This is a genomic window from Rathayibacter sp. AY1E2 (genome assembly GCF_002932325.1).
In the GTDB taxonomy this organism is placed as follows: domain Bacteria; phylum Actinomycetota; class Actinomycetes; order Actinomycetales; family Microbacteriaceae; genus Rathayibacter.
Genome location: NZ_PSVO01000013.1, coordinates 19,727 through 45,981, shown reverse-complemented (window position 1 = coordinate 45,981; position 26,255 = coordinate 19,727). Strand labels below are relative to the sequence as shown.

The following is a 26,255-nucleotide window of genomic DNA, read 5'->3' as shown; positions in this document are numbered from 1 at the left end:
ATGGCTACGACTGCGATGACCCTCGACTCCCACGACCAGACGATCGCCGACGGCATCGTCCTCATCGACTTCTGGGCCGACTGGTGCGGCCCGTGCAAGCAGTTCGCTCCGGTCTTCGAGGCCACGAGCGAGAAGAACGCCGACATCACCTTCGCGAAGGTCGACACGGAGGACCAGCAGCAGCTCGCCGCGAGCTACGGCATCTCCTCCATCCCCACCCTCGTGGTGTACCGCGACGGGATCCCGCTGATGGCTCAGCCCGGCGCCCTGCCCGCCCCCGCGCTCGACAACCTGATCGAGCAGGTCCGCGGCCTCGACATGGTCGAGGTGCGCCGCCAGTACGAGGAGGCGAAGGCCGCTCAGGAGGCCGGCGCCGCTCCGCAGGCCTGATCCGCGCGGCGCTTCGATCCGCTCCGCAGGCGGGAGGCGCCCGCAGACGCACGAGAACCCCCGGCAGCCGTGAGGCCGCCGGGGGTTCCGTCGTTCCGAGCCGGGATCAGCCGGTGTTCTGCAGACCCGCCGCGACTCCGTTGACCGCGAGCAGGAGCAGGCGCTGGTTCTGCTCCGTCCCGGATCCGCCCGGGTCGGTGCGGAGCGCCTTCAGTGCGCGCAGCTGCAGGAGCGAGAGCGCGTTGACGTACGGGGTGCGCAGGCGCACGGCACGGCCGAGCACGCGGTGGCCCGTGAGCAGGCTCTCCTCGCCGGTGATCGAGAGCACCCACCGGCGGGTGAGCGCCATCTCGTCGAGCACGAGTCCGGCGAGGTCGTCGCGGGAGTCGAGGGCGAGGTACCGGCGGGCGATGCCCTCGTCGGTCTTCGCGAGCGACATCTCGACGTTGTCGACCATCGTCGTGAACAGCGGCCACGAGGCGTAGGCCTCGCGGAGCAGGTCGAGGTCGCCGACGGCCTCGAGTGCGCTGCCCAGCCCGAACCAGCCGGTCAGGTTGACGCGGGCCTGGGTCCAGGCGAAGACCCACGGGATCGCTCGCAGGTCCTCGAGCGACTCGACGGAGAGGCCGCGGCGGGCCGGACGCGAGCCGAGGGCGAGCAGGCCCACCTCCTCCTGCGGGGTGACCCGGGCGAACCACGGCGCGAAGCCGTCGGCCTTCACGAGCTCGAAGAAGCGGCGGCGCGACTCGCGGTCCATCGTCGCCGCCACCTCGGCGAAGCGCTCCGCGGCGCCCGCGTTGCGCTCGCCGACCGCGGGGGAGGAGGCGAGCAGCGTCGCTCCCGCCACCTGCTCGATGTGCCGGGTGGCGATGTCCGGGTTGCCGTAGCGGGCGAAGATGACCTCGCCCTGCTCCGTCAGCTTGAAGCGGCCGTCCACCGATCCGGGCGGCTGCGCGAGGACGGCCCGGTTGGCCGGCCCGCCGCCGCGGCCGAGCGCTCCGCCGCGCCCGTGGAACAGCGTGAGCACGATGCCCTCGTCGGCCGCCCACTGCGCGATGCGCGCCTGCGCGTCGTAGAGCGCGAGCGTCGCCGAGACCGGTCCGACGTCCTTCGACGAGTCGGAGTAGCCGAGCATCACCTCGAGCCGGTTGCCGGTGGCCGCGAGGCGCGCCTGCACCTGGGGGAGGCGGATCATCTCGGCGAGGATGTCGGTCGAGGCGTCGAGGTCGGCGAAGGTCTCGAAGAGCGGGACCGCGTCGATGATCGGCGGCACGCCGTCGGTCGCCGCCTCGGCCAGTTCGAAGACCGTCCGCAGGTCGTCGGCCGACTGCGTGAAGGAGACGATGTAGCGCCTCGCCGCGTCGGTGCCGAAGCGCTCCTGGACCTTCGCGATCGCCCGGAACACCGACAGGACCTCGAGGCCGCGCTCGTCGAGCTCCTCGCCGGCGCGGATCGCGGCGATCGTCTCGCGGTGCACCTTCGAGTGCTGGCGCACCTCGATCTCGGCGAGGTGGAAGCCGAAGGTCTCGAGCTGCCAGACGAAGTCCTGGAGGTCGCCGTAGGCGGCGCGGACGTCCTCGGCCTCGACCAGGGACTCCTGGAGGGTGCGCAGCTCGGCCAGCAGCTCGGCGGCGGCGGAGTAGGCCAGCGGCCCCTCGGAGCGGGTCGCCGCCAGGCGCTCGGCCGCGAAGAGCAGGACGCGGCGGTGCGCCTCGTTGGGCGAGCGCTCGGCGATGTCGGCGGCGAGCTCGGGAGCCCGCTCGACGCAGGAGGCCCAGAGCGCCTCGACGGCGGCCGACGGGGGAGTGGTCGACGCGTCGAGGGTCAGCGCGCGGCCCACGCGGCGGGCGACCCGCTCGAGGCCCATGAGGACGTGCTCGGAGGCGATGTCCACGGCAGCGAGGGTCGTCTCGGCGGTGACGAAGGGATTGCCGTCGCGGTCGCCGCCGATCCAGGTGCCCAGGCGGACGAAGGCCGGCGCGACCGGTGCCCGGGTGCCCGAGCCCTCGCCGAGCAGAGCGTCGTCGAGGCGGCGGTAGACGCGGGGGAGCACCGAGAACAGCGACTCGTCGAAGACGCTCATCGCGGTGCGCACCTCGTCGAGGGGAGTGGGCTTGGACTCGCGCAGCGGAGCGGTGCGCCACAGCGTGTCGACCTCGGCCAGCAGCCTGCGGCGGATCTCCACCAGCACGACGCCGCCCATGCGCGGGTCGTCGCGCTGCTCGAGCAGGTCGCTGATGCGGCGGATGGTCGAGGCCACTGCGCGGCGGCGCGCCTCGGTCGGGTGCGCCGTGAGGACCGGGCGGAACTCCAGTCGGGACAGGCGCGCGAACGCCTCGTCCTCCCCGAGCTCCCCGGTCAGCCGGCGCATCGAGGCGAGGATCGAGTCCTCGGGCGACTGCGCGCCGGCGTCGGCCTCGCGCCGGCGCAGCACGCGGACGCGGTGGAACTCCTCCGCCACGTTGACGAGGTGGAAGTAGCAGGTGAACGCCCGGGCGACCTCCTCGGCGCGCTCGAGCGTGAGCGAGGCGACGAACTCCTCCGCCTCCGCGGTCCCGGCGGCGTCGCCGCTGTCGTAGGCGCTGATCGTGAGCGCGCGCAGGCGCTCCACGTCCTCGTAGAGGGAGGGCTCGCCCGACTCGCGGAGCACCTGGCCGAGCAGCTCGCCCAGCAGGTGGACGTCGGCGCGGATCCTCTCGTCGAGTGGAGGCGCGGTCGTCCCGTCGGCGGAGGAGGGGGCGGTGGCGGAGGCGGGTGCTGCGGTCGCGGCGGACGCGTCGGAGAACGGAGGCACGGGAGAGACCTTAGCGGCGGTGCGTATCGAGCACATGACGCCTGCGTCACGATCCGAACTGGAATGATCGAGGGGTGACCGTGACAACCGCACCCCCCGCTCCCGCCGTCCAGACCGAGCAGGCGGCACCCCATGTCGTCGTGCTGTTCGGCGCCGTCGGCGACCTGGCCCGGCGCAAGCTCATCCCGGGGATGGCCCACCTCGCGCTCTCCTCCCTCGCACCGGACCTGCAGATCGTCGGCACCTCGCTCGAGGAGCACGACGACGCCTCGTTCCGCGCCTTCGCGAAGCTGGCCTACGACGAGTTCGGGAGCCGCTCCCTGACGCCGGCGCAGTGGGACGAGTTCGCGTCCAAGCTCCGCTACGTCCCGCAGTCCGCCGGTCCGGCCGCGCTGGCCGCCGCCGTGACCGACGCCGAGGCGGTCCTCGGCCCGGACGTGAGCCGGCTGCACTACCTCAGCGTCCCGCCCAGGGCAGCTCTCTCCGTCGTGCGGATGCTCGCCGAGGCCGGGCTGGTCGAGCGCTCGCGGATCATCATGGAGAAGCCGTTCGGCGTCGACCTCGAGAGCGCGGTCGTCCTCAACGCGGAGCTCCACGAGACCTTCAGCGAGGAGCAGATCTTCCGGATCGACCACTTCCTCGGCAAGGAGCCGGCGCAGAACATCCTCGCCTTCCGCTTCGCCAACGGCCTCTTCGAGCCCATCTGGAACCGCAACTTCATCGATCACGTCCAGATCGACATCCCCGAGCGCCTCACGCTCGACCGTCGCGCCGAGTTCTACGAGTCCACCGGCGCGTACAAGGACATGGTCGTCACCCACCTCTTCCAGGTGCTGGCGTTCATGGCGATGGAGCCGCCGACCGCGCTGGAGCCCCAGGCCATCAGCGAGGAGAAGAACAAGGTCTTCCGCTCGATGCGTCCGCTGAACCCCGAGAACGTGGTGCGCGGCCAGTACATCGGCTACCGCGACGAGCCGGGCGTCGCCGCCGACTCCGAGACCGACACCTTCGTCGCGCTGAAGTGCGAGATCGACAACTGGCGCTGGGCGGGAGTGCCGTTCTACCTCCGCACCGGCAAGCGGATGGCCGAGGGCCAGCGCATCATCTCGATCGCGTTCCGCGAGCCCCCGAAGAGCATGTTCCCGCAGGGCTCCGGAGTCGGTGCCCACGGCCCGGACCACCTCACCTTCGACCTGGCGGACGCCTCGAAGGTCTCGCTCTCGTTCTACGGGAAGCGCCCCGGTCCCGGCATGCGGCTCGACAAGCTGAGCATGCAGTTCGCGCTCCAGGAGACCGACCGCGCGGGCGACGCGCTCGAGGCCTACGAGCGCCTGATCCTCGACGCGATGCGCGGAGACCACACGCTGTTCACCACCGCGGAGGGCATCGAGCGGCTCTGGGAGGTCTCCGCGCCGCTCCTGCAGGATCCGCCGCCCGTCCGTCTCTACGCGCCCGGCTCCTGGGGGCCGAACGCGATCCACCAGCTGATCGCGCCGCACGCCTGGCGCCTGCCGTTCGAGCGGGTCTGGCGCGACAAGCGCTGACCATGCCGCCGTGCGCCCCGCCTAGGCTGGGCGCATGGCGCGCACCGGTGAGGACCGGATCTGGACGGTCCCGAACGTCCTCAGCATGGTGCGTCTCGCGCTGGTGCCGGTGTTCCTCGTGCTCGTGGTCCTCGGCGAGGACGCGCTCGCGCTCCTGACCCTCGTCGTCTCGAGCCTCACCGACTACCTCGACGGCTGGATCGCGCGCCGCTTCGACCAGATGACGCGCCTCGGCCGCGTCCTCGATCCGGCCGCCGACCGCCTCTACATCTTCGCCACCGTCCTGGGCCTCGCGGCCCGCGGACTGGTGCCCTGGTGGCTGGTCGCCGTGCTGCTCGCCCGCGACCTGATGCTCGTGGTCCTGGCGGTCGTCCTGGCGAACAACGGCTACGGAGCGCTTCCCGTGCACCACCTGGGGAAATTCGCGACCTTCTGCCTCTTCTACGCGCTCCCGCTGATCATGCTGGGGCAGGCGTTCCCGGCCCTCGCGGCCGCCTCGCTCCCCATCGCCTGGGCCTTCGCGCTGTGGGGCGCGTTCCTCTACTGGTGGGCCGGGATCGTCTACGCCGTCCAGACACGGGACCTCGTCCTGGGGGTCCGCACAGGTGCTCAGGGGTCCGACGAGGGTCACGATTCGGATACGCTGACCTGATAGGAGGTACGTCTTGGTCGAGCCCGTCGGTGGAGCATCATCCGCCCAGCACAATTCCGTTCCCGGTGAGCCGTCGACGGAGACGACTCTGACGTTCACCGACGACATCGGCGCCCAGCTCGCCGCTCTCGACAACCGCGCGTCGCGCGAGGAGGCCGAGGCCGTCGGCGCTCTGCCCTCGGGATCCGCGCTGCTGGTCGTGCGCCGCGGACCGAACACTGGCGCCCGCTTCCTCCTCGACACCGACTCCACGACGGTCGGCCGTCACCCCGACGCGGGCATCTTCCTCGACGACGTCACGGTCTCGCGCCGGCACGCCGAGTTCGTCCGCCGCGGCACGGCGTTCGAGGTCCACGACCTCGGCTCCCTGAACGGCACCTACTTCGACGGGGTCCGGATCGAGTCCGCGATCCTCACCGACGGCTCCGAGGTGCAGGTCGGCAAGTTCCGACTCACCTTCTACGCGTCCCGCGCCGACCTCGTCGCCGCTCCGGACGCGTGAGCCGTGGGCCGCTCCTCCGCGCGCGCCCTCCCCACCGGCTCCGCCGCTCTGCTGAGCATCGGGCAGGTGCTGGCCAGGCTGACCACTGAGTTCCCGGACGTCACCCCGTCCAAGCTGCGTTTCCTCGAGGAGCAGGGGCTCGTCTCGCCGGCCCGCACCGACTCCGGCTACCGCAAGTTCTCGGGCTCCGACGTCGAGCGGCTCCGGATGATCCTCGCTCTGCAGCGCGACCACTACCTCCCCCTCAAGGTCATCCGCGGATACCTCGACGACATCGACGCCGGACGCGAGCCCGCCCTGCCGGCCGGTGTCGGGGGTCCGAGCGCCTCGCTCCTCGGCCCCGCCACGCGGTTGACCCGCGAGGGCCTCGCGGCCGAGTCCGGTGCCACGCCCGCTCTCGTCCAGGAGGCCATCGCCGCCGGGCTCGTGCGGGGCGGGGACGTGTTCGGGGACGAGGCCGTGACGACGCTCAAGGCGCTCGTCGACCTCGGCCGATCCGGTATCGAGCCCCGCCATCTCCGACCGCTCCGCGTCGCCGTCGAGCGCGAGATGTCGCTCATCGAGAGCGTCGTCGCCTCCAGCGCCCGCCGCGGAGAGGCGTCCGGCTCCGCCGGCGCTGCCGAGAACGCGGTGGGGCTCGCGACCCAGCTGGGCACGATCCGCGGGGCGATGGTGCGCAGCGCCCTCTCGCGGATCGCCCGCTCGTGAGGGCCGCGCCGCCGGCCGTCGGGCGGCCCGTGCGACACGCCGCGGCGCCGAGGCCGATGTCGTTTACTCGGCCTGCGCCGGTCGGTACGGTAGGGAGCGCGTTCGGAGGATCCGGCGTCCGGATCCGAGAGGCACAGGGATGAGAGAAGTCAGCCGCGACGTCAGCGGCCAGCGCGACCTCGTCCTGTTCACCGACGGACTGCCCGAGCTCGACGCCGACGCGGGCTACCGCGGGGCCGTCGCGGCGCGCGCCGCGGGGATCACCTACCGGCAGCTCGACTACTGGGCGCGGACCGAGCTCGTCGAGCCCACCGTGCGCGGCGCGTCCGGCTCCGGAACGCAGCGCCTCTACGGCTTCCGCGACATCCTCGTGCTGAAGCTGGTCAAGCGCCTGCTCGACACCGGGATCTCGCTCCAGCAGATCCGCACGGCGGTCAACCAGCTCCGCGAGTCCGGGGTCGACGACCTCGCGCAGACGACCCTGATGAGCGACGGCGCGAGCGTCTACCTCTGCACCTCGGACGACGAGGTCATCGACCTGCTCAGCCGCGGCCAGGGCGTCTTCGGCATCGCCGTCGGCAAGGTCCTCCGCGAGGTCGAGTCGAGCCTCGTCGAGCTCGACCACCAGTCGGTCGACCCTGGCGACGAGCTCGCCCAGCGCCGCGCCTCCCGCCGCGTCGGCTGACCGCCCACCGCTCGCGGGTCGGCCGCGGCCCCGGGGACTCCCGGGTCCCCTCCGCACGCTCAGCCGATCAGGAGCGGACCCGCCTGCAGCCGTGCTGTGCGAGCAACGGGTGCCACCCGAGTCTGACCGTGCTGATCGAGTGGCGGGCTCCGCCCGCGCATCGAGAGTCCGCGCTGAACTCCGACGCCGAGCGTCTACCGGCGCCGTCCCTGGCACTCCTCGAGCAACGAGCATCGCCCGCGTCCCGAGACCTCGAGCCGGAGAAGTCCGGCGGACCCGCCGGCCCTAGGTCGCGGCCGGGACCTGCTCGCCGATGCGTCCGGTGCGGATGACGCGGTCGAGCAGCAGGTCGAAGTTGTGCGCCATCTCCTGGGCGCTCTCCCCGGGCCAGACGTGGACGGGCTTCGCCGCGCCCTGCGCCTGCTGGAGGGAGGTGCGCTCCGGGAGCTGCGGGCTGAGGACGAGCGGCCCGAACATGTCGCGCAGCTCCTTGATCCGGAACTGGTGCTCCAGCGACTGGACGCGGGCGCGGTTGACGATGATGCCTAGCGGCTGGAGGCGCGGGCTGAGTCCGCGGCGGATCTCCTCGATCGCCCGGAGCGCCCGGTCGGCGGCGGCTACCGAGAACAGGCCCGGCTCCGTGACGACGGCGACGCGGTCGCTCGCGGCCCAGGCAGTGCGGGTCAGGGCGTTGAGCGAGGGGGCGCAGTCGATCAGCACGAGGTCGTAGTCGGCCTCGACGCTAGCGAGGGCCTCCTCGAGCTTCCAGATGTCGCGGATGCTGGGGTGCGGCCCGTCGAAGTTGATTGCGGAGGGGCTGCCGATCAGCACGTCGATCGTGCCGTGGTGCTCCTTGGTCCAGCCGGAGGGGGCGATCGCCGAGCGGACGATCTTCTCCTTCGGCGACGTCAGGACGTCGGCGATGTTGAGGTGGCCGGCGACGTTGATGTCCATTCCGGTCGACACGTCGGACTGGGGATCGAGGTCGACGACCAGCGTTCGCAGGCCCTTCGAGAACGCCGCGGATGCAAGGCCGAGCGTCACCGTGGTCTTGCCGACGCCGCCCTTGAGGGAGCTCACGCTGAGTACATGCATGGCTGACTACTTTACGTTCCTCCGGGCGGCAGAACCTAACCGTTCGCTGCACGCGCCGTCCGCGCCGCCCCCGGAAGCGGGCAGCACTAGCAGTCGGAGCGCGCTCCGACCAAGCCGCCCGGCGCGATCCGGGCCCGCCGGTACACTCGTCCTGAGCGGAAGGAGGCTCGTTCGCATGGATGAGCGCAACGACGAACAGCCCGACACCGGCACCGGTCCCACGCCGCGGACCGCCATGGACGCGGCTCGGGAATCGGGTCAGTACTCCCCGCGAGCGAGCGACACCGCTCCGACCCTCCTGCCCGACGGCGTGCGGATCACTCCGCCCGGCCCGCGACGCCGCTCCACCGCCCCCGCTCCGGTCGAGGACGAGGACGCGATCGACGTCGGCCGCCTCGGCCTGCCGCCCTCGCGCTCGCACGCTCTCGCGCCCCCGGAGCCGAGTCCTGCTCCGACCCCCTCACCGGCTCCCGCTCACCCGTCCGGCGCGAACGGACCGGTCTCGGCGGGGATCCCCGCCCGAGCGGAGTCCGCCGAGAAGCCCGCGGCGTCCGAGTCCGCGGGGGAGCCCGCCGCCGTCCCCACGCGCCGCGACCGCCTCCGCGCCGAGTCCTCGAGCGCCGCTCCCGCCCCGTCCGCGCCGAGCGCCGCCGTCCCAGAGTCGGCGTCGATGCTCACCCCGGACAGGCTCCTGGAGGTCAACCGCAAGACCCGTCCCGCTCCCACGGGCGGCTGGCACCGCTTCCTCTACGGCCTGACCTTCCACACGGTCAACCTCGGCGACTCCGCGAAGGTGAAGGCGTGGAAGGCGATGGACGAGCGGATCGGCCGGCAGTTCGAGGGCGGCACCCGCTTCGTCCCGGTCATGACCCGCAAGGGCGGCGTCGGCAAGACCACGGTCACGACGCTCCTGGGCATGGCCCTCGCCGACGCGCGCGAGGACCGCATCATCGCGGTCGACGCGAACCCCGACCGCGGCACCCTGGCCGAGCGCGTCCCCAAGCAGACGCGGGCGACCGTCCGCGACGTCGTGAACCGCGCGGCCGGCGTGACCGGATTCACCGAGTTCTCGACGATGGTCTCCCGCGACGAGACCCGCCTCGACGTCCTCGCCTCCGACACCGACCCGCAGCTCTCCGAGGCCTTCGACGAGGACGACTACAACGTGGTCGCCGACCTGGTCGAGCGCTTCTACTCGATCATGCTCACCGACTGCGGCACGGGCATCGTGCACTCGGTGATGCGGCCCACGCTGCAGCGCGCCGACACGGTGGTGATCGTCTCGGGCGGCAGCGTCGACGAGGCCCGCCTGGCCTCCGAGACCCTCACCTGGCTGGACGCGAACGGCTACGGCGCCCTGGTGCGCAACGCGGTCGTCGCGCTCAACACGGCGACGCAGGGCACGAGCCTGGTGAAGCTGGAGGAGATCGAGTCGCACTTCCGCTCCCGCGTCCGCGACATCGTCCGCATCCCCTACGACCCGGTGCTCGCCGCCGGCTCCGTGGTGAAGTGGGAGCAGCTGCGCGAGGGCACGAAGGACGCCGCACGCCTGCTCGCCGCGCTCGTGGTCGAGGGCATGCCGGTCCGACGTGTCTGAGCCCCGGGGCTTCGGGGCGGCGTCCGCCGCGCACCAGGACCGCACCGACGGGCCCGACGCGTCCACCGACGCCTTCGACCTGATCGTCGTCGGGGCCGGCTCCGGCAACTCGATCGTCGGTCCGGAGTTCGACGGCCTGCGGGTCGCGATCCTCGACGACGGGGAGTGGTTCGGCGGCACCTGCCTCAACGCCGGCTGCATCCCGACCAAGATGTTCGTCCACGTCGCCGACGTGGTCACCGACGTCGACCAGGGCGGCCCGATCGGCGTCCACTCCCGCCTCCGCCGCCCCGAGTGGGCCGAGGTGCGCGACCGTGTGTTCGGCCGGATCGACGCGATCAGCGAGGGCGGTTTCGAGTACCGCGATCAGCGCTCCCCGAACGTGACCGTCCTCCGCGAGAGCTTCGGCTTCGAGTCGCTCGGAGACGGCGACCGCCCGCACGTCCTCGTCAGCGCCAGCGGTGCCCGCATCAGTGCTCGGCAGGTGGTCGTGGCCGCCGGCTCGCGGCCCAGGCCGCTCCTCGCCGCGTACGAGCCGGACCCCCGCATCCAGGACTCGTCCTCGGTCATGCGGCTCGACGAGCTCCCCGAGCGGATGCTGATCCTCGGCGGCGGTGCCGTGGCCGTCGAGTTCGCCCACGTCTTCTCCTCCTTCGGCACGGCCGTGACCGTCGCCGTCCGCGGCGACCGCCTCCTCCGCGCCCTCGACGAGGACGTCTCGCGCCGGTTCACCGGGATCGCCGCCGAGCGGTACACGGTGCTCACCGGAGTGAGCGCCGAGAGCGTCGACGCCCGCCCTGACGGGCTCCGCGTCGCCCTCAGCGACGGCACGACGGTCGAGACCGACCTGCTGCTCGTCGCGCTCGGCCGCGACCCCAACAGCGACACGGTCGCCGCCGCCTCCGTCGGGATCGATCTGCACGAGGACGGCCGGATCAGCGTCGACACCGAGCAGCGCGTCCTCTCCGGCGGACGCCCCGTGCCCGGCCTCTTCGCCCTCGGTGACGTGTCGTCCCGCTGGCAGCTCAAGCACGTCGCCAACCACGAGGCGCGCCTCGTGGCGCACAACCTCCTGCACCCGGGCGAGCTGCTCTCCGACACCCTCTCGCCGGTGCCCGGCGCGATCTTCGCCCACCCGCAGATCGCCCACTTCGGGCTCACCGCGGCCGAAGCGCGGGACCAGGGCCTGGACGTCGTCACCGTCACCCAGGAGTACGGCTCCACCGCCTTCGGCTGGGCGCTCGAGGACGACTCCAGCGCCTGCCTCCTGGTCGTCGGACTCGACGGCACCCTCCTCGGCGCGCACATCATCGGGCCGCAGGCCAGTATCCTCATTCAGCCGCTCGTCCAGGCCGCCAGCGCCGGCACCGGCATCCGCGGACTCGCCCGCAGCCAGTACTGGCCGCACCCCGCAGCGAGCGAAGTCGTCGAGAACGCCCTCCTGAGCGCGGAGGAGGCCCTGAGGGAGCGCACCACATGACCGAACGCCAGATCCGCATCTTCGGGGACCCGGTGCTGAAGACCCCGTCCACGACCATCGAGACGGTCGACGCCGGCGTCCGCGGCCTCGTCGAGGACCTCGTCGACAGCGTCCGACCGCCCGGCCGCGCCGGCGTCGCAGCCCCCCAGATCGGCGTCAACCTCCGCGCCTTCAGCTACAACGTCGACGGCGTCATCGGGTACATCCTCAACCCCGAGATCATCGAGCTCAGCGGAGACCCGCGACCGGTCGACGAGGGCTGCCTCTCCGTCCCGAACCTCTGGTACCCCGCGATCCGCTACCCGCACGCGAAGGTCCGCGGCACCGACCTCGACGGCAACGAGATCGTCCTCGAAGGCGACGGCCTCATGGCCCAGGCCCTCCAGCACGAATGCGACCACCTCGACGGACGCCTCTACCTCGACCGCCTCTCCAAGGACGACCGCCGCGCCGCCATGAAGGCCGTCCGGGAATCCGACTGGTTCTGAGTTCGATTCCGGGCCGGTCCCTGCCCGGCTCGGCGCGGTTGGCTTTTCGAGGCGGGCGCGTTCTGGGGAGCGTCGTGCGTTCCGCCGACGGGAAAGCGCTGGGACGCGCTTTTCCGGATACGGCTGTGTCGAGGGGGGCGGTCCCTGCCCGGCTCGGAGCGGTCGGCTTTTCGAGGTGGGCGCGTTCTGGGGAGCGTCGTGCGTTCCGCCGACGGGAAAGCGCTGGGACGCGCTTTCCCGGATACGGCTGTGTTGGTGGGGAGCCGGTCCTTGCCCGGCTCCACGCAGTCGGCCGCTCGAGGTGGGCGCGTTCCATGGAGCGTCGTGCGTTCCGCCGACGGTGAAGCGCTGGCACGCGCTTCACCGGATACGGCTGTGTTTTGGGGAGCCGGTCCTTGCCCGGCTCGGCGCGGTCGGCTTTTCGGGGTGGGCGCGTTCTGTGGAGCGTCGTGCGTTCCGCCGACGGGAAACCGCTGGGACGCGCTTTCCCGGATACGGCTGTGTTGAGGGGATCTGGTCCCTGCCCCGGCGCGGTCGGCACCGCGACAGGGGCGCGTCGAGGAGAGCGTCGGGCGTTCCGCCGACGGGATAGAGCTGGGCGCGCTGTCCCGGAGGCGGCTGCGATCGGGACGGCCTGCTGGTGACGCGGGGAGAGCGCGGGGTCAGCGGAGGGAGATGCCCTCGGTGGCGGGGGCGGCGGAGTAGACGGCGGCGATGGTGTCGGCGAAGTCGGCGAGGATGACGTTGCGCTTGATGCTCATCTTCGGAGTCAGGTGACCGCTCGCCTCCGTGAACTCGGTCGGGAGGATCACGAACTTCCGGATCGACTCGGCGCGGGACACGCGCTCGTTCGCCGCATCGACGGCCCGCTGCACCTCGGCCAGAACGACCGGGTTCACGGCCGCGTCCTCGAGTGAGAGGCCCTTGTCCTGCCCGTTGTTGGCGAGCCACGTCGGCAGCATCTCGGAGTCGAGCGTGACCAGAGCGGCGATGAACGGGCGCTGATCGCCGACGACGACGACCTGGCCGACCAGCGGGTTCGCGCGGATCGGATCCTCCAGCGCCGCCGGAGCGACGTTCTTGCCGCCGGCGGTGACGATGATCTCCTTCTTCCGCCCGGTGACGCGCAGGTACCCGTCCTCGTCCAGGGTTCCGAGGTCGCCCGTGCGGAACCACTCGCCGTCGAACGACTCGGCCGTCGCCGCCTCGTTGTTCCAGTAGCCGCCGAAGACGTCGATGCCGCGCACCTGGATCTCGCCGTCGCCCGCGATCCGGATCGAGACCCCGGGCATCGCCGGGCCCACCGAGCCGATCTTGAACCGCTCGGTGCGGTTGACCGTGGCGGGCGCCGTCGTCTCCGTGAGGCCGTAGCCCTCGAGGATCTTGATGCCGAGACTGTGGAAGAAGTGCCCGAGCCGGTCTCCCAGCGGCGCCGAGCCGGACACGGCGAAGCGGACGTTCCCGCCCATGGCGGTGCGCAGCTTCGAGTAGACGAGCCGGTCGAAGAGGAGGAACTGCAGCTTCAGCGCGAGCGGCACCGAACCCGCCTCGAGCGCCATCGAGTGAGCGACGGCGACGTCGGCCGCGCGGCGGAAGATCTTCCCCTTCCCCCCGGCCTCGGCCTTCTGCTCGGCGGAGTTGTAGACCTTCTCGAACACGCGCGGCACGGCCAGGAGGAACGTCGGCTTGAAGGACGCGAGCGAGGGGAGCAGCTGCCTGGTGTCGGCCTGGTGCCCCACCTTCACCCCGCCGTGCACGCAGAGGATCGCGATGAAGCGGGCGAACACGTGCGCGGTGGTGATGAACAGCAGCGTCGACGCGCCGGGCTGGTGGATCAGCTCCGTCAGGGCGACCGCCGAGTTGCGGCTGAGCTCGACGAAGTTCGAGTGCCGGATGATGCAGCCCTTGGGGCGGCCGGTGGAGCCGGAGGTGTAGATGATCGTCGCGATGTCGGTGCCGGTCGCCAGCGAGCGGCGGCGCTCGATCTCGGCATCCGGCACGTCGATGCCGCGCGCGACCAGCTTGTCCAGATCGCCCAGCCCGATCTGCCAGGCGAGGCGGACCTCGGGAAGGTCGGCGCGGATCTCGTCGAAGCGGGCGAAGTGCTCGGGGGTCTCGACGATCACGGCGTGCGCGCCGGAGTCGGCGAGGTTCCACTGCACCTGCGCGGGGGAGGAGGTCTCGTACACCGGGACGAGGATCCCGCCGGCGAACCAGACGGCGAAGTCGATCAGCGTCCACTCGTAGCGCGTCTTGCAGATCAGCCCGACCTTCTCGCCCGGCTCGAGGCCGGCGGCGACGAAGCCCTTCGCGAGGGCCGTGACCTGGTCGAGGAACTCCTGCGCCGTCACATCGCGCCAGCCGTCGCCGTCGGGCAGCGCGAAGAGCGGGCGATCGGGCGTCTCGCGGACGCGGTCCAGCAGGAGGGCGGTCGTGTTGGCCTGGGGATCGGCCGGAACCACCAGGGGGGAATCGAACTGGTCCACGGCAACTCCTTCGGTACCTGAATGAACGTCGTCTCCACTGTACCGGCGCGGCGCAAGCTGTGGATCCGTTCAGGGTAACGATCCAGTGGTGGCTCCGCGAGGAGGGCCGACACGCGTCGCCGGGTCTCGCCGCTGAGCCGCATCGGAGCGCTCGCGGTCACTACACTCGTCCTGGCCGCCGCTCAGGGCGGCCCGCCGACGCTGCCGCGCCGGTGGCGACGGGAAGGCGGTTCGCGTGCACGCGATCGGGATCGACATCGGCGGCACGAAGATCGCCGGAGCCCTGGTCGACGAGTTCGGGGGGATCCTCCGCGAGGACCGTCGGCCCACTCCTGCCGGGCACCCCGAGCTGATCGTCGACGTCGTGGTCGAGATGGTCGAGCATCTGCGCTCCGGCCTGCTCCCGGGAGACGTCTCCGCGGTCGGAGTCGCCGCCGCCGGCTTCATCGACGCCTCGCAGTCGATCGTCTACTACGCCCCGAACATCAACTGGCGCAACGAGCCCTTCCGCGAGAAGCTCTCGGCCCGCATCGACCTGCCGATCATCATCGAGAACGATGCGAACGCCGCCGGCTGGGCCGAGTTCCGCTACGGCTCGGGCCGCCTCGTCAGCGACATGCTGATGCTCACCATCGGCACCGGAGTGGGTGGCGCGATCGTCATCAACGACCGGCTCCTGCGCGGCGGCTTCGGCGCAGCGGCCGAGATCGGGCACATGCGGGTCGTCCCCGGAGGCCTGCCCTGCGGCTGCGGCGCCCGCGGCTGCATCGAGCAGTACGGCTCGGGCCGCGCGCTCCAGCGCTTCGCCGGCGAGCTGGCCGACGCGGGCGGGATCGGCCAGGGCATCGCCGACGCCCGCGCCCGCAACGGCGGCGAGCTGAACGGCCACCTCATCTCCGAGCTGATCACCGCCGGCGACCTCGGCGCCCTCGCGGCGCTGCGACAGCTCGGCCACTGGCTGGGCGAGGCGGCGGCCAGCCTGAGCGCCGTCCTCGACCCGCAGATGTTCGTCATCGGCGGCGGAGTGGCGCAGGCGGGCGACCTCCTGCTGGACCCCATCCGCCAGGCCTACCTCGACAACCTCCCCGCCCGGGGCTACCACCCCGAGCCCGAGTTCCGCATCGCGGAGCTCGTCAACGACGCCGGAGTCGTGGGGGCCGCCGACCTGGCGCGCCTGCACGCGAGCTCCCTCTAGCGGCACCCGCCGCACCCGATCCGCCGCACCGCCGAGGAGCCCGATGTTCTACTGGTTCATGAAGCACATCGTCGCGGGCCCGCTCCTGAAGACGATCTTCCGGCCGTGGGTGGTCGGTGCCGACAAGGTGCCGCAGAACGGCGGCGTGATCCTCGCGAGCAACCACCTCTCCTTCATCGACTCCGTGATCCTCCCGCTGGTGATCGAGCGGAACATGGTCTTCCTCGCCAAGAGCGACTACTTCACCGGCAAGGGCCTCAAGGGCTGGGCGACGCGGACGTTCTTCACCGCCACGGGGATGCTGCCCATCGACCGCTCCGGTGGCAAGGCGTCGGAGGCCTCGCTCAACACGGGCCTCCGCGTCCTCGCGGGCGGCCACGCCCTGGGCATCTATCCCGAGGGCACGCGCAGCCCCGACGGCCGCATGTACCGCGGCCGCACCGGTGTCGCGCGCATGGTCCTCGAGGCCCGCGTGCCCGTCATCCCGGTCGCCATGATCGACACCGCGCGCATCATGCCCATCGGCAAGCGCCTGCCGAAGCTGGGCCGCATCGGCATCGTCTTCGGGGAGCCGCTCGACTTCAGCCGCTTCGAGGGCATGGAGGGCGACCGGTTCATCCTCCGCTCGATCACCGACGAGATCATGTACGAGCTCCTCGCCCTGAGCGGCCAGGAGTACCTCGACGTCTACGCGACCTCGGTCAAGGAGAAGCGCGCGGCCCTCACCCGCTGAGCGCCCGCTCGACGCCCGGGGCCCCCTCCCGGCCGAGCGCCCTGCCAGGCGATAAGCTCGTCAACCGCTGCCGTCCGTCCGGACGGCGGCCCTCCGCGCGCCGCTGGCGCCCGTCAGAACCGGGAACACCCTCGTGGTCATCGATCCGAACGAACCGTACGTCCTCGCCGCCCCCTCCGTGGTCGCCGGCCTGGACTATTGGCGCGAGCTCGAGATCAAGCAGCAGCCGCAGTGGCCCGATGCGGAGGCCGTGCGAGCGGCGTCAGCCGAGGTGGCCGCGCTCCCTCCGCTGGTGTTCGCCGGCGAGGTGGACCAGCTGCGCGAGCGTCTCGGAGCCGCGGCCCGCGGCGAGGCGTTCCTCCTGCAGGGCGGCGACTGCGCCGAGACCTTCGCCGGAGCGACCGCCGAGCAGATCCGGAACCGCGTCAAGACCGTGCTGCAGATGGCCGTCGTCCTGACCTACGGCGCGAGCATGCCCGTCATCAAGATGGGCCGGATGGCCGGCCAGTTCGCGAAGCCGCGCTCGAGCGACCTCGAGACCCGCGGCGACGTGACCCTGCCCGCCTACCGCGGCGACATCGTCAACGGCTACGACTTCACCCCGGAGTCGCGCGCCGCGGACCCGCGCCGCATCGTGCAGGGCTACCACACCGCCGCCTCGACGCTGAACCTCATCCGCGCCTTCACGCAGGGCGGATTCGCCGACCTGCGCCTCGTCCACTACTGGAACAAGGGCTTCACCGAGAACCCGCAGAACCAGCGCTACGAGCAGCTGGCCCGCGAGATCGACCGCGCGGTCAAGTTCATGGTGGCGTGCGGGGCCGACTTCGAGGGCATGAAGCGCACCGAGTTCTACACCGGCCACGAGGGCCTGCTGATGGACTACGAGCGCCCCATGACGCGCATCGACTCGCGGACCGGCACGCCGTACAACACCTCCAGCCACTTCATCTGGATCGGCGAGCGCACCCGCGAGCTCGACGGCGCGCACGTCGACTTCCTGTCGCGGGTGCGCAACCCGATCGGCGTGAAGCTCGGCCCGTCGACCACGCCCGAGACGATGCTCGAGCTGATCGACAAGCTCGACCCCGAGCGGGAGCCCGGTCGCCTCACCTTCATCACCCGCATGGGTGCCGGGAGGATCCGCGACGCCCTCCCGCCGCTGCTCGAGGCCGTCAAGCGGAGCGACGCCCTGCCGCTGTGGGTGACCGATCCGATGCACGGCAACGGGCTGACGACGCCGACCGGCTACAAGACCCGTCGCTTCGACGACGTGGTCGACGAGGTCAAGGGCTTCTTCGAGGCGCACCGCGCCGCGGGGACGCACCCGGGCGGCATCCACGTCGAGCTCACGGGCGACGACGTCACCGAGTGCCTCGGCGGCTCGGAGCACATCGACGAGGCGACGCTCGCCACCCGGTACGAGTCGGTCTGCGACCCGCGCCTCAACCACATGCAGTCGCTCGAGCTTGCGTTCCTCGTGGCGGAGGAGCTCCGGGGCCGCGCGATCTGATCCGACCCCGACCGCCGGTCGAGTCCTCGTTGAGGGCTCGACCGGCGGCGTCAGGTCGTGATGGTGATCGACAGCTGGATCGTCGTGCCGCGCTGCACGAGATCGCCGGCCTTGTTGGACTGGTTCGTGACCTTGGTCAGCTCGTTCGGCGCCGCGTCGATCAGCGGGCCGAGCGTCGTCAGGGAGTAGCTCCACGACAGGTCCGCCGCCTCGAGGGCCGCCTTCGCCTCATCGCGCTTCATCCCCACGACGTTCGGCACGGCGACGGGCTCGGGCCCCTTCGACACGACGACCGAGACGGTGTCACCGGTCACGGCGGGCGCCTCCGGGTTCGCCTGCGTGAGGACGACGCCCGCGGCCACGGTGTCGCTCCAGTCCTCGCCGCTGCGGTCGAGGGCGAGACCGGCCGCCTCCGCCTTCGCCGTCGCGTCGTCGATCGAGAGGCCGACGACGTTCGGGATCGGTCCGAGGCTCACCACCATCGCGATGGTGCTGGTCTCGGACATCGTCTCGGGCAGCGCCGATCCGTCAGGCAGCGAGGCGGAGACGACCACACCCGCGTCGACGTCGGCGTCGAAGATCTTCGAGACGTCGCCGACGGTGAAGGAGCCGCCCGTCACCGCGGCGGCAGCGTCGGCCTCCGAGAGGCCGGCGAGCGACGGGACCGGCAGCTGGCGCGGCCCGCTCGAGACGGTCAGCGTGATGACGGAGCCCTTGTGCACCCCCTGCCCGCCGGGCGGATCGGAGCTCACCACCGTCCCCGCGGGCACGGTGAGGTCGGGCGTCTCCTGCGGCTGCACCTCGAAGCCCTGCGCCTGCAGCTGGGCCGTCGCGTCCTGCTGCGACTGGCTGACGACGTCCGGGATCGACACGATCGCGCCGGGTCCCTCGCCGAACCACCAGGCCGTCCCGCCGCCGATGAGCGCCAGGAGGAGCACGACCACCGTGAGCAGGACGCCGCGGCGCCGTCGGACGCGGCGCCTGCTCGCGAGCCGGGCGACGGTGTCGTCGTCCTCGTCGACCACGAGCACCGCTCCGGGGGCCGGCGCCGGGTCGAAGACCGAGGTCTGCCCGGGCTCCGCCGGATCGAAGACGGCCGTCGCCGGCGCCGGATCGGCGACGGGCAGCGGGAGGGGCGTGACCGCCTGCGTGTCGCCGCGGCGGTCGCTCGGTGTGATGCCCATGAGCCGCTCGGCCTCGAGCAGCTGCGCGAGCATGACACCGGCGTCGCGGGGTCGCATGTCCGGATCGCGCTCGGTCGCCCAGAGGACGAGCTCGTCGAGCGAGGTGGGGACGGAGGCGACCGTCGCGCTGGGGTACGGGACGGAGTCGTTGGCGTGCTGGTACGCGATCTGCATCGGCTGCTCGCCCGTGAAGGGCTGCTCTCCGGTGAGCATCTCGTAGATCATGATCCCGATGGCGTAGATGTCGCTGCGGGTGTCGGCGGTGCCGCGCGTGACCAGCTCGGGGGAGAGGTAGGCGATCGTGCCGAGGAGGGCCTGGCCGGAGGCGGTGTTGGCGGAGGCGGCGCGCGCGAGGCCGAAGTCGCCGATCTTGATCCGGCCGTCGTCGGCGAGGAGCACGTTCTCGGGCTTGAGGTCGCGGTGGAGGATCCCGGCGCGGTGCGCGGCGGCGAGACCCGAGAGCACGGAGTGCATGATGTCGACGACCTGCTGGGCGGTCAGCCGGCCGCGCTCCTTGAGCAGGTCGCGCAGAGTGATCCCGGGGAGGTACTCCATCACCAGGTAGGCCATGTCCGAGTCCTGGCCCTGGTCGAAGACGCTGACCACGTTCGGGTGGGCGAGACGGGCGGCGGAGCGCGCCTCCTGGACGAAGCGGTTCTTGAACGTCGCGTCGTCGGAGAGGTGGCCGTGCATGACCTTCATCGCCACGCGGCGCTCGAGGCGCTGGTCGTGCGCGAGGTAGACCGTCGCCATGCCGCCGCGGGCGATCCTCGAGCGCACCTCGTACCGGCCGTCGACGAGACGGCCGAGGAGAGGGTCGAGCTGGCTGGTGGTCACGCGACGAGTCTAGGCAAGACCCCCGGGGGAACCGGTGAGCGACGCCCGGGCGGCACAGGACGGGCTCGGCTCCTTCTCCGCGGCGCCCGCAGTTGGCGGCCCTCCGGGCTCGTGGCAGTCTTGACGCGTGACCGACTCGTCCGCTGCCCCCGCCACCTCGACCGATTCCGAGCTCGAGTGGCTGACCGTCCCCGACCTCGTGGAGCTGACCGGGCTCGGCGCCGGCCGGGTCCGCCGCCTCCTCGAGGAGCGCCACCTGCTCGGCACCCGCCGCGACGGCGTGCTGAAGGTCCCCGCCCTCTTCCTCCGCGACGGGGAGCCGATGAGCGAGATCCGCGGCACCGCGATCCTGCTCGCCGACTCCGGCTTCACCGACGACGAGGCGGTCGACTGGATGCTGACGGTCGAGGAGAGCCTGGGCACGAGCCCGATCGTCGCCCTCCGCGCCGGCCGCAAGGCCGAGGTCCGGCGGGTCGCCCAGGCCCTGGCCTGATCCCGCCGGTCCGCTCCTAGGAGGTGCGGACCGTGACCTGGGCGGCCAGCTCGCGCAGCTCCGCCACGCCCTCCGTGCGGAGCGGCGCGTCGGGGAGGACCGCGATCGCCGCGGCCACCTCCTGGTCGATGCGCTCCTCGAGCCGCTCGAGGGCGCCGCTGCCCGCGATGATCTCCTGCGCCCGCGCGATGGACGCCGCGTCGGCGTCGTTCCGGCCCACGACCGCGTCGAGCTCGGCCCGCTCGCCCGGCGAGCACGCGCCGCGGGCGAGGCCGAGCAGCACGGTGCGCTTGCCCTCCCGCAGATCGTCGCCGGCCGGCTTGCCCGTCACTGCCGGGTCGCCGAAGACTCCGAGGACGTCGTCGCGCAGCTGGAAGGCGATCCCGACCGGGAGCCCGAAGCGGCGCAGGGCGTCCAGCTGAGCGTCGTCGCCGCCGGCGAGGGAGCCGCCGATCACCAGCGGCGCCTCGATGCTGTACTTCGCGCTCTTGTAGACCACCACCCGCTCCGCCCGCTGCAGGTGCTCGTGCTCGGGGTGCTGCACCCACGCGCTCTCCTCGAGGATGTCGAGGTACTGGCCCAGCGTGACCTCGGTGCGCATCAGGTTGAACTCCGCGCGCGCGCGCTCGGCTGCGACTCGATCCCCGAGCGACCACTCCGCCGCGGCGAAGATCTCGTCCGACCAGACCAGGAGGAGGTCGCCGAGGAGGATCGCGGAGGAGCGGCCGAACTCGTCGCGGTCGCCGGTCCAGCCGCCGTCGGCGTGGAAGGAGGAGAAGCGCCGGTGGGCCGCGGGAGCGCCGCGGCGGGTGTCGGAGTTGTCGATCACGTCGTCGTGGACGAGGGCGGCGGCGTGGAACAGCTCCAGCCCGGCGCCCACCCTCGCGATCGGATCGGAGCCGCTCGGATGGGCCTCGCTCGGGGTGCTCGACACGGCGTTCCAGCCCGCCTCGCAGAAGCGCGCACGGAACCGCTTGCCCCCGCTGAGAAAGTCCCGCGAAAGGTCGCCGAGGGCGGAGACGTCCTCTCCTATGGAGCGCAGAATTGGCGTGCGCCCGGTGAGGAATTCATCGATTCGGAGCTGGACGCGATCGACCAGTCGAGAGCTGTGGTTCACCCGACCAGCCTATGCACCGAAGGTGCCTGGTGCCTGCGTCGGGCTCGGTCTACACTGAAGCGCCGCCCGACCGGTCGAGCCCAGACGCCGCCTATTCCGGTGCCGATCCCCGAAAGGGTCGACGCCGCACCCTGAAGGGGTCACGATGCCGCTTTCGGAACACGAGCAACGGCTCCTCGATGAGATGGAGCGGAACCTCTACCAGAACGACGCCGATTTCGTGGCGGCGGTCGGCAAGGGGCGCGGCGGCACCAACTACCGGGCCCTCGTGCTCGGCATCCTGCTCGGCATCCTCGGTCTCGCCGTGCTCGTCGCGGGAGTGGTCGTGCGCCAGCCCCTCGTCGGCATCCTCGGGTTCGCCTTCATGCTCGGCGGCGTCATCGTGGCCATGCGCCCGGCAGTCGGCGGCTCCTCCGAGCCCGGCCTGCCCGACGTCGGCCGTCCGTCGAAGCCCCGCTCGGGCAACCGCCAGGGGTCCGGCTTCATGGACCGTCTGAACGACAGGTGGGACAACCGCGGAGACGGGCGCGGCTAGCCCCCCTCCGCTCCACCACAGGGTCGATCCTCACGGATCGGCCCTTTTTTCGTGCCCGCGACCTCCCTCCCGCGGCCTTCCCCCTCCACTTCGCCCCACTGTCGTGATTCCGCGGAAACACGCGGATGACCGGGGCCTCTCCGGCGAGCCCCGCGCCGCGCCGGGGTTGTGAGTGGGGGGAAGTGGAGTACTGTGGAGGACACACCATCCTTGGCCGGAAGAAGTGGGGGGCAGTCCGTGTTCCTCGGCACCTATTCCCCCAAGCTCGACGAGAAGGGCCGCGTGATCCTCCCCGCCAAGTTCCGCGACGAGCTCTCCTCCGGAGTCGTCGTCACGCGCGGCCAGGAGCGGTGCCTGTACGTGTTCAGCCAGGCCGAGTTCGAGGTGATGCACGGGAAGATCCGGCAGGCGCCGGTGACCAGCAAGCAGGCGCGGGACTTCCTCCGGGTGTTCCTCTCGGGCGCGAGCGCCGAGACGCCGGACAAGCAGAACCGCGTGACTCTCCCGGCTCCGCTGCGTGCGTACGCGGGCCTCGACCGCGACCTCACCGTCATCGGAGCGGGCAACCGCGCCGAGATCTGGGCGCAGGGCGCCTGGGAGACCTACCTGCAGGAGCAGGAGTCCGTGTTCTCCGACACCCAGGAGGAGGTGATCCCCGGCCTGTTCTAGGTCCTGTCGCGCGACTCCCAGCCACTCGGCGCCCGGACGCACCTTCCCCGGTGTCCGGACGCGAGGTGGATGGGGATCGGACGACAGGAACGGGAACGGCGGGACCGCCATGGCAGAGAACACTCCGAAGGACGCTCCGCGCCCGACCGAGGAGCGGCACCTCCCGGTGCTGCTCGAGCGCTGCGTCGAGCTCCTCGCTCCGGCGCTGGAGCGCGACGGGGCGGTCGTCGTCGACGCGACGCTCGGCATGGGCGGGCACTCGCTCGCGCTGCTCGAGCGCTTCCCCGGCCTGCACCTCGTGGGCCTGGACCGCGACCCCGAGGCGCTGCAGCTCGCGGGGGAGCGGCTCTCCGCCCACGGCTCCCGGATCGACCTCGTGCACGCCGTCTACGACGAGCTGCCCGACGTGCTCGACGAGCTGGGCATCGACACGATCGACGGTGCGCTCTTCGACCTCGGCGTCTCCTCGCTCCAGCTCGACGAGACCGAGCGCGGCTTCTCCTACTCCAAGGACGCGCCGCTGGACATGCGGATGGACTCGACCGCCCCGCTCACGGCGGCGAGCATCCTCGCCGACTACGACGAGACCGCCCTGCGCCGCATCTTCCACGAGTACGGCGAGGAGCGCCTCGCCGCGCGCTACGCCAAGAAGATCGTGGAGGCCCGCCGCGAGGCTCCGCTGGAGCGCTCCGGCCGTCTCGTCGAGATCATCCAGGCGGCGACCCCGGTCGCGATCCAGCGGAACGGCCACCCCGCCAAGCGCGTCTTCCAGGCGCTGCGGATCGAGGTCAACCAGGAGCTGTCCGTCCTCGAGCGGGCGATCCCCGCCGCCCTGGGCCGGATCAACGAGGGCGGGCGGATCGTCGTCGAGGCGTACCAGTCGCTCGAGGACCGGATCGTCAAGCGCGCGCTCCAGGCCGCGTCCTCCTCCACCGCCCCGGCCGGCCTCCCGATGGAGCTGCCGGAGCACCGACCCGAGTTCCGACTCGTCATCCGCGGAGCCGAGCTCGCCTCCGACGACGAGAAGGCCCGCAACCCCCGAGCGACACCCGTGCGTCTGCGCGCGGCCGAGAGGATCAGGAGCACCGCATGAGCGCCACCGCCGTCATCGACCCCGCCGTCATCGACACCGCCCGCCGAGCACGCCCCGAGGAGGAGGCACCCCGCCCCCGCATCGAGGCCGTCCCGGCCGGTCAGGCGCAGTCGCGCCCGAAGCTCGTCTACGGGATCGTCGCCGTCGCCGGCCTCTTCGCGATCATCGTCGTCCAGCTCCTGGTGAGCGTCGGCCTCTCGCAGGGGGCCTACCAGATCTCGGCGCTGCAGACCGAGCAGAAGTCGCTCACCCGCAGCAACGCGGAGAAGCAGGACGCCGTCGACACGCTGAGCTCGCCGCAGAACCTCGCCACCGCCGCTCAGGGCCTGGGCATGGTCGCCAACACCGCGCCGGTCTACCTCCGCCTCTCGGACGGCGCCGTGCTGGGCGACCCCTCCTCCGCCGCGTCGAGCGAAGTCGCGGGCACCGCCTCCGCGCCGCTCGTGCCCAACGCCCTCGTCCCGGCTCTCCAGCCCGGCGCGAGCGCGTCCTCCCTGGCTGTCGATGGTGCGGCCGTACCGTTGCAGGGCGAGCTGCCCGCGCCCATCACGCACTGACGCACGGCGTCGCGGTCCGCCTCCGCGCGGGCACCCGCCCCGCGGGGCGCACGACGACCATCCGGACCCGACGAACGGCGGCCCGCCCGCCCGGAGCAAGAAGGACACCGCCGCAGTGAGACACCACCGCTCGAGCAGACGCCGCACGGCCGTCACGTTCGTCATCATCGTCGCCGTCGTCGGACTCTTCATCGGTAAGCTGGTGGACATCCAGATCGTGCGGGCGAACGAGCTCACCGATGCGGCCGCCCAGAACCAGTCGAACAGCGTCGTCACCTACGGTCAGCGCGGCCCCATCGTGGACCGCTCCGGGACGGTGCTCGCGGACACCACCACGCGCTACCGGCTGACGACCTCGCCGAAGAACGTGGCCGAGTTCCCGCGCGAGCTGGGCGAGGACCAGAAGGTCATGGTCAGCGTGCAGCAGGCCGCCTCCGAGATCGGAGCGATCACCGGGCAGTCGGTCGAGCAGATCACCGGAGCGGTGGACGCCGCGCTCGCGAAGGACGCGAAGGCCAACTACCTGATCCTCTCGGAGGGGCTCGACCTCGAGGCCTACCAGAAGCTCGTCGCGCTCGACATCCCGTGGACCTACTTCGAGACAGAGCAGGGACGCAGCTACCCCAACGGCGCGGTGGCCGGCAACCTCGTCGGCTACGTCGGGGCGGACGGAGCGGCCCAGGAGGGCATGGAGTACGCGGAGAACACCTGCCTCGTGGGGCAGAACGGGTCCGAGAGCTACGAGCGCAGCGCCGACTACGTCCGGATCCCGGGCAGCACCGTCTCGGAGACCCCGGCCGTCGACGGCGGGACGCTGAAGCTCACCATCGACTCCGACCTCCAGTACTACTCCCAGCAGGTCCTCTCGCAGCGCGTCGCCGAGGTCGGCGGCAGCTACGGGATCGTCGTGGTGCAGGAGGTCAAGACCGGCAAGCTGCTCGCCGTGGCCGAGACGCCGACCGTCGACCCCAACAACGTCGAGGCGAGCGCCTCCGCCGACCGCAGCTCGCGCGCCTTCCGCGCGCCGTTCGAGCCGGGCTCGACCTTCAAGCCGATGACGGCCGCGATGCTGATCGACCAGGGCCAGGCGGGCCCGACGACCCAGGTCGTCGTCCCGGACTCCTTCGAGAAGGACGGCGCCTCGTTCAGCGACGACTTCGCGCACACCCCGACGAACTACACGCTGACCGGCATCCTCAAGGACTCGTCGAACGTCGGCATCTCGATGCTCGGCTCCCGCCTGTCGGCCCAGACCCGCTACGACTACCTGCAGAAGTTCGGTCTCGGCACGCCCACCACGAGCGGCTTCCCCGGCGAGGAGGGCGGCCTGCTCGCCGACTACCAGGACTGGGACAACCAGACGAACTACACGACGATGTTCGGCCAGGGCGTCTCGGCGACCGCGGTGCAGGTCGCGAGCATCTACCAGACACTCGGCAACGGCGGAGTGCGGCTCCCGTCGCAGCTGATCGACGGCTGCACCACGGCCGACGGCTCCGTCGTGGACGTCCCCGATGCGACGGGCACCCAGGTGGTGTCGAGCTCGGCCGCGAAGCAGGTCGTCGACATGCTGCAGACCCACTACAACGAGGGCTGGCTGGCGAACGACATCCATGTCGACGGCTACAACATCGCCACCAAGACCGGTACCGCGCAGCAGCCCGACGGGAAGGGCGGCTACTCGAAGAGCTACACCGTCTCGCTCGCCGGGCTCGCGCCGGCGGAGGACCCGGAGTACGTCGTGACCGTCACCATCGCCGATCCGGTTAAGATGAACACGTCCCAGGCGACGGCTCCCGTCTTCCAGCAGGTCATGACCCAGGTGCTCAAGACCAACCGGGTGGAGCCGTCCACGGTGCCGCCCGTCGAGTACCCCACGACGTGGTGAGCCCCGGCCGGACCACGATC

Annotated in this window: 23 protein-coding genes; 18 read left to right on the top strand and 5 right to left on the bottom strand. The window is 71.6% G+C overall.

The genetic code is table 11. The features are described 5' to 3' along the window. Nucleotides 1-390, top strand: a complete 390-nt coding sequence (gene trxA, locus C5C49_RS10825; protein ID WP_104225382.1) for a thioredoxin — start codon at nucleotides 1-3, stop codon at nucleotides 388-390. Between the two features lie 106 nt (nucleotides 391-496). Here trxA and C5C49_RS10820 read toward each other — a convergent pair whose 3' ends face one another. Further along, nucleotides 497-3,184, bottom strand: a complete 2,688-nt coding sequence (locus C5C49_RS10820; RefSeq protein WP_374953554.1) for a phosphoenolpyruvate carboxylase — start codon at nucleotides 3,182-3,184, stop codon at nucleotides 497-499. 80 nt (nucleotides 3,185-3,264) lie between these two features. On the opposite strand from C5C49_RS10820, the gene zwf reads away from it, so the two are divergent. The 5 genes from zwf to C5C49_RS10795 all read left to right on the top strand — a co-directional run bounded on the left by zwf (nucleotide 3,265) and on the right by C5C49_RS10795 (nucleotide 7,275). Further along, nucleotides 3,265-4,728, top strand: coding sequence for a glucose-6-phosphate dehydrogenase (gene zwf, locus C5C49_RS10815; RefSeq protein WP_104225448.1), 1,464 nt, complete (start codon nucleotides 3,265-3,267; stop codon nucleotides 4,726-4,728). Between the two features lie 34 nt (nucleotides 4,729-4,762). After that, nucleotides 4,763-5,380: a CDP-alcohol phosphatidyltransferase family protein gene (locus C5C49_RS10810; protein WP_104346155.1), complete on the top strand. Its 618-nt coding sequence runs from the start codon at nucleotides 4,763-4,765 to the stop codon at nucleotides 5,378-5,380. 13 nt (nucleotides 5,381-5,393) lie between these two features. Then, entirely contained in the window at nucleotides 5,394-5,882 is a 489-nt protein-coding gene (locus tag C5C49_RS10805) for an FHA domain-containing protein (RefSeq protein WP_104222573.1), read from the top strand. Between the two features lie 3 nt (nucleotides 5,883-5,885). After that, nucleotides 5,886-6,590, top strand: a complete 705-nt coding sequence (locus C5C49_RS10800; RefSeq protein WP_104225380.1) for a MerR family transcriptional regulator — start codon at nucleotides 5,886-5,888, stop codon at nucleotides 6,588-6,590. A 139-nt stretch (nucleotides 6,591-6,729) separates the two neighbouring features. After that, entirely contained in the window at nucleotides 6,730-7,275 is a 546-nt protein-coding gene (locus C5C49_RS10795; protein WP_104346154.1) for a MerR family transcriptional regulator, read from the top strand. A gap of 285 nt (nucleotides 7,276-7,560) precedes the next feature. Here the strand turns inward: C5C49_RS10795 and C5C49_RS10790 are convergent, their stop codons facing one another. Further along, complete coding sequence (locus C5C49_RS10790; protein ID WP_104222576.1) at nucleotides 7,561-8,370, bottom strand: ParA family protein; 810 nt, start codon at nucleotides 8,368-8,370, stop codon at nucleotides 7,561-7,563. Between the two features lie 175 nt (nucleotides 8,371-8,545). Between C5C49_RS10790 and C5C49_RS10785 the strand changes: the two genes are divergently transcribed. The 3 genes from C5C49_RS10785 to def are packed head-to-tail and all read left to right on the top strand — an operon-like array spanning nucleotide 8,546 to nucleotide 11,935. Next, on the top strand, nucleotides 8,546-9,967 hold the full coding sequence (locus C5C49_RS10785; RefSeq protein WP_258063289.1) for a MinD/ParA family protein: 1,422 nt from the start codon (nucleotides 8,546-8,548) through the stop codon (nucleotides 9,965-9,967). After that, nucleotides 9,960-11,447: a mycothione reductase gene (locus C5C49_RS10780; RefSeq protein WP_104346153.1), complete on the top strand. Its 1,488-nt coding sequence runs from the start codon at nucleotides 9,960-9,962 to the stop codon at nucleotides 11,445-11,447. Before C5C49_RS10785 ends, C5C49_RS10780 begins: the two co-directional genes overlap by 8 nt. Then, nucleotides 11,444-11,935, top strand: a complete 492-nt coding sequence (gene def, locus C5C49_RS10775; protein WP_104346152.1) for a peptide deformylase — start codon at nucleotides 11,444-11,446, stop codon at nucleotides 11,933-11,935. Before C5C49_RS10780 ends, def begins: the two co-directional genes overlap by 4 nt. Before the next feature lie 662 nt (nucleotides 11,936-12,597). Here the strand turns inward: def and C5C49_RS10770 are convergent. Then, complete coding sequence (locus tag C5C49_RS10770; RefSeq protein ID WP_104346151.1) at nucleotides 12,598-14,421, bottom strand: long-chain fatty acid--CoA ligase; 1,824 nt, start codon at nucleotides 14,419-14,421, stop codon at nucleotides 12,598-12,600. 235 nt (nucleotides 14,422-14,656) lie between these two features. On the opposite strand from C5C49_RS10770, the gene C5C49_RS10765 reads away from it, so the two are divergent. From C5C49_RS10765 to C5C49_RS10755, 3 genes are all read left to right on the top strand, one after another. After that, a complete protein-coding gene (locus C5C49_RS10765) occupies nucleotides 14,657-15,616 on the top strand; it encodes an ROK family glucokinase (RefSeq protein ID WP_104222580.1) in 960 nt (319 codons plus the stop codon). 43 nt (nucleotides 15,617-15,659) lie between these two features. Beyond that, nucleotides 15,660-16,349: a 1-acyl-sn-glycerol-3-phosphate acyltransferase gene (locus C5C49_RS10760; protein WP_104222581.1), complete on the top strand. Its 690-nt coding sequence runs from the start codon at nucleotides 15,660-15,662 to the stop codon at nucleotides 16,347-16,349. A gap of 178 nt (nucleotides 16,350-16,527) precedes the next feature. Beyond that, the gene (locus tag C5C49_RS10755; RefSeq protein WP_104222617.1) at nucleotides 16,528-17,862 is read left to right on the top strand and encodes a class II 3-deoxy-7-phosphoheptulonate synthase; all 1,335 of its coding nucleotides are present in this window, start codon (nucleotides 16,528-16,530) and stop codon (nucleotides 17,860-17,862) included. Nucleotides 17,863-17,912: 50 nt separating this feature from the next. Here C5C49_RS10755 and pknB read toward each other — a convergent pair whose 3' ends face one another. Further along, on the bottom strand, nucleotides 17,913-19,883 hold the full coding sequence (gene pknB / locus C5C49_RS10750) for a Stk1 family PASTA domain-containing Ser/Thr kinase (RefSeq protein ID WP_104346150.1): 1,971 nt from the start codon (nucleotides 19,881-19,883) through the stop codon (nucleotides 17,913-17,915). Nucleotides 19,884-20,010: 127 nt separating this feature from the next. Between pknB and C5C49_RS10745 the strand changes: the two genes are divergently transcribed. Further along, nucleotides 20,011-20,376 (top strand): Rv2175c family DNA-binding protein, encoded by a 366-nt coding sequence (locus C5C49_RS10745; protein WP_104238694.1) that lies wholly within the window; start codon nucleotides 20,011-20,013, stop codon nucleotides 20,374-20,376. A gap of 16 nt (nucleotides 20,377-20,392) precedes the next feature. Here the strand turns inward: C5C49_RS10745 and C5C49_RS10740 are convergent, their stop codons facing one another. Further along, complete coding sequence (locus tag C5C49_RS10740) at nucleotides 20,393-21,493, bottom strand: polyprenyl synthetase family protein (RefSeq protein WP_104346149.1); 1,101 nt, start codon at nucleotides 21,491-21,493, stop codon at nucleotides 20,393-20,395. Nucleotides 21,494-21,638: 145 nt separating this feature from the next. On the opposite strand from C5C49_RS10740, the gene C5C49_RS10735 reads away from it, so the two are divergent. The 5 genes from C5C49_RS10735 (at nucleotide 21,639) to C5C49_RS10715 (ending at nucleotide 26,235) form a co-directional block, all read left to right on the top strand. Further along, nucleotides 21,639-22,028, top strand: a complete 390-nt coding sequence (locus C5C49_RS10735) for a DUF3040 domain-containing protein (protein WP_104346148.1) — start codon at nucleotides 21,639-21,641, stop codon at nucleotides 22,026-22,028. Between the two features lie 237 nt (nucleotides 22,029-22,265). Continuing rightward, nucleotides 22,266-22,697 (top strand): division/cell wall cluster transcriptional repressor MraZ, encoded by a 432-nt coding sequence (gene mraZ, locus C5C49_RS10730; protein WP_104346147.1) that lies wholly within the window; start codon nucleotides 22,266-22,268, stop codon nucleotides 22,695-22,697. Between the two features lie 109 nt (nucleotides 22,698-22,806). Then, a complete protein-coding gene (gene rsmH / locus C5C49_RS10725) occupies nucleotides 22,807-23,790 on the top strand; it encodes a 16S rRNA (cytosine(1402)-N(4))-methyltransferase RsmH (RefSeq protein WP_104346146.1) in 984 nt (327 codons plus the stop codon). Continuing rightward, on the top strand, nucleotides 23,787-24,347 hold the full coding sequence (locus C5C49_RS10720) for a hypothetical protein (protein ID WP_104328914.1): 561 nt from the start codon (nucleotides 23,787-23,789) through the stop codon (nucleotides 24,345-24,347). The genes rsmH and C5C49_RS10720 overlap by 4 nt, the downstream gene beginning before the upstream one ends. A gap of 115 nt (nucleotides 24,348-24,462) precedes the next feature. Beyond that, nucleotides 24,463-26,235, top strand: coding sequence for a penicillin-binding protein 2 (locus C5C49_RS10715; RefSeq protein WP_258068443.1), 1,773 nt, complete (start codon nucleotides 24,463-24,465; stop codon nucleotides 26,233-26,235). The last annotated feature ends 20 nt before the right edge of the window (nucleotides 26,236-26,255 follow it).

Bases quoted from the DNA above. Each gene is read 5' to 3' on its own strand.
- rsmH (WP_104346146.1), top strand. From the start codon at position 22,807: ATGGCAGAGAACACTCCGAAGGACGCTCCGCGCCCGACCGAGGAGCGG.
- C5C49_RS10760 (WP_104222581.1), top strand. From the start codon at position 15,660: ATGTTCTACTGGTTCATGAAGCACATCGTCGCGGGCCCGCTCCTGAAG.
- C5C49_RS10735 (WP_104346148.1), top strand. From the start codon at position 21,639: ATGCCGCTTTCGGAACACGAGCAACGGCTCCTCGATGAGATGGAGCGG.
- C5C49_RS10720 (WP_104328914.1), top strand. From the start codon at position 23,787: ATGAGCGCCACCGCCGTCATCGACCCCGCCGTCATCGACACCGCCCGC.
- C5C49_RS10795 (WP_104346154.1), top strand. From the start codon at position 6,730: ATGAGAGAAGTCAGCCGCGACGTCAGCGGCCAGCGCGACCTCGTCCTG.
- C5C49_RS10790 (WP_104222576.1), bottom strand. From the start codon at position 8,370: ATGCATGTACTCAGCGTGAGCTCCCTCAAGGGCGGCGTCGGCAAGACC.
- C5C49_RS10785 (WP_258063289.1), top strand. From the start codon at position 8,546: ATGGATGAGCGCAACGACGAACAGCCCGACACCGGCACCGGTCCCACG.
- def (WP_104346152.1), top strand. From the start codon at position 11,444: ATGACCGAACGCCAGATCCGCATCTTCGGGGACCCGGTGCTGAAGACC.
- trxA (WP_104225382.1), top strand. From the start codon at position 1: ATGGCTACGACTGCGATGACCCTCGACTCCCACGACCAGACGATCGCC.
- C5C49_RS10810 (WP_104346155.1), top strand. From the start codon at position 4,763: ATGGCGCGCACCGGTGAGGACCGGATCTGGACGGTCCCGAACGTCCTC.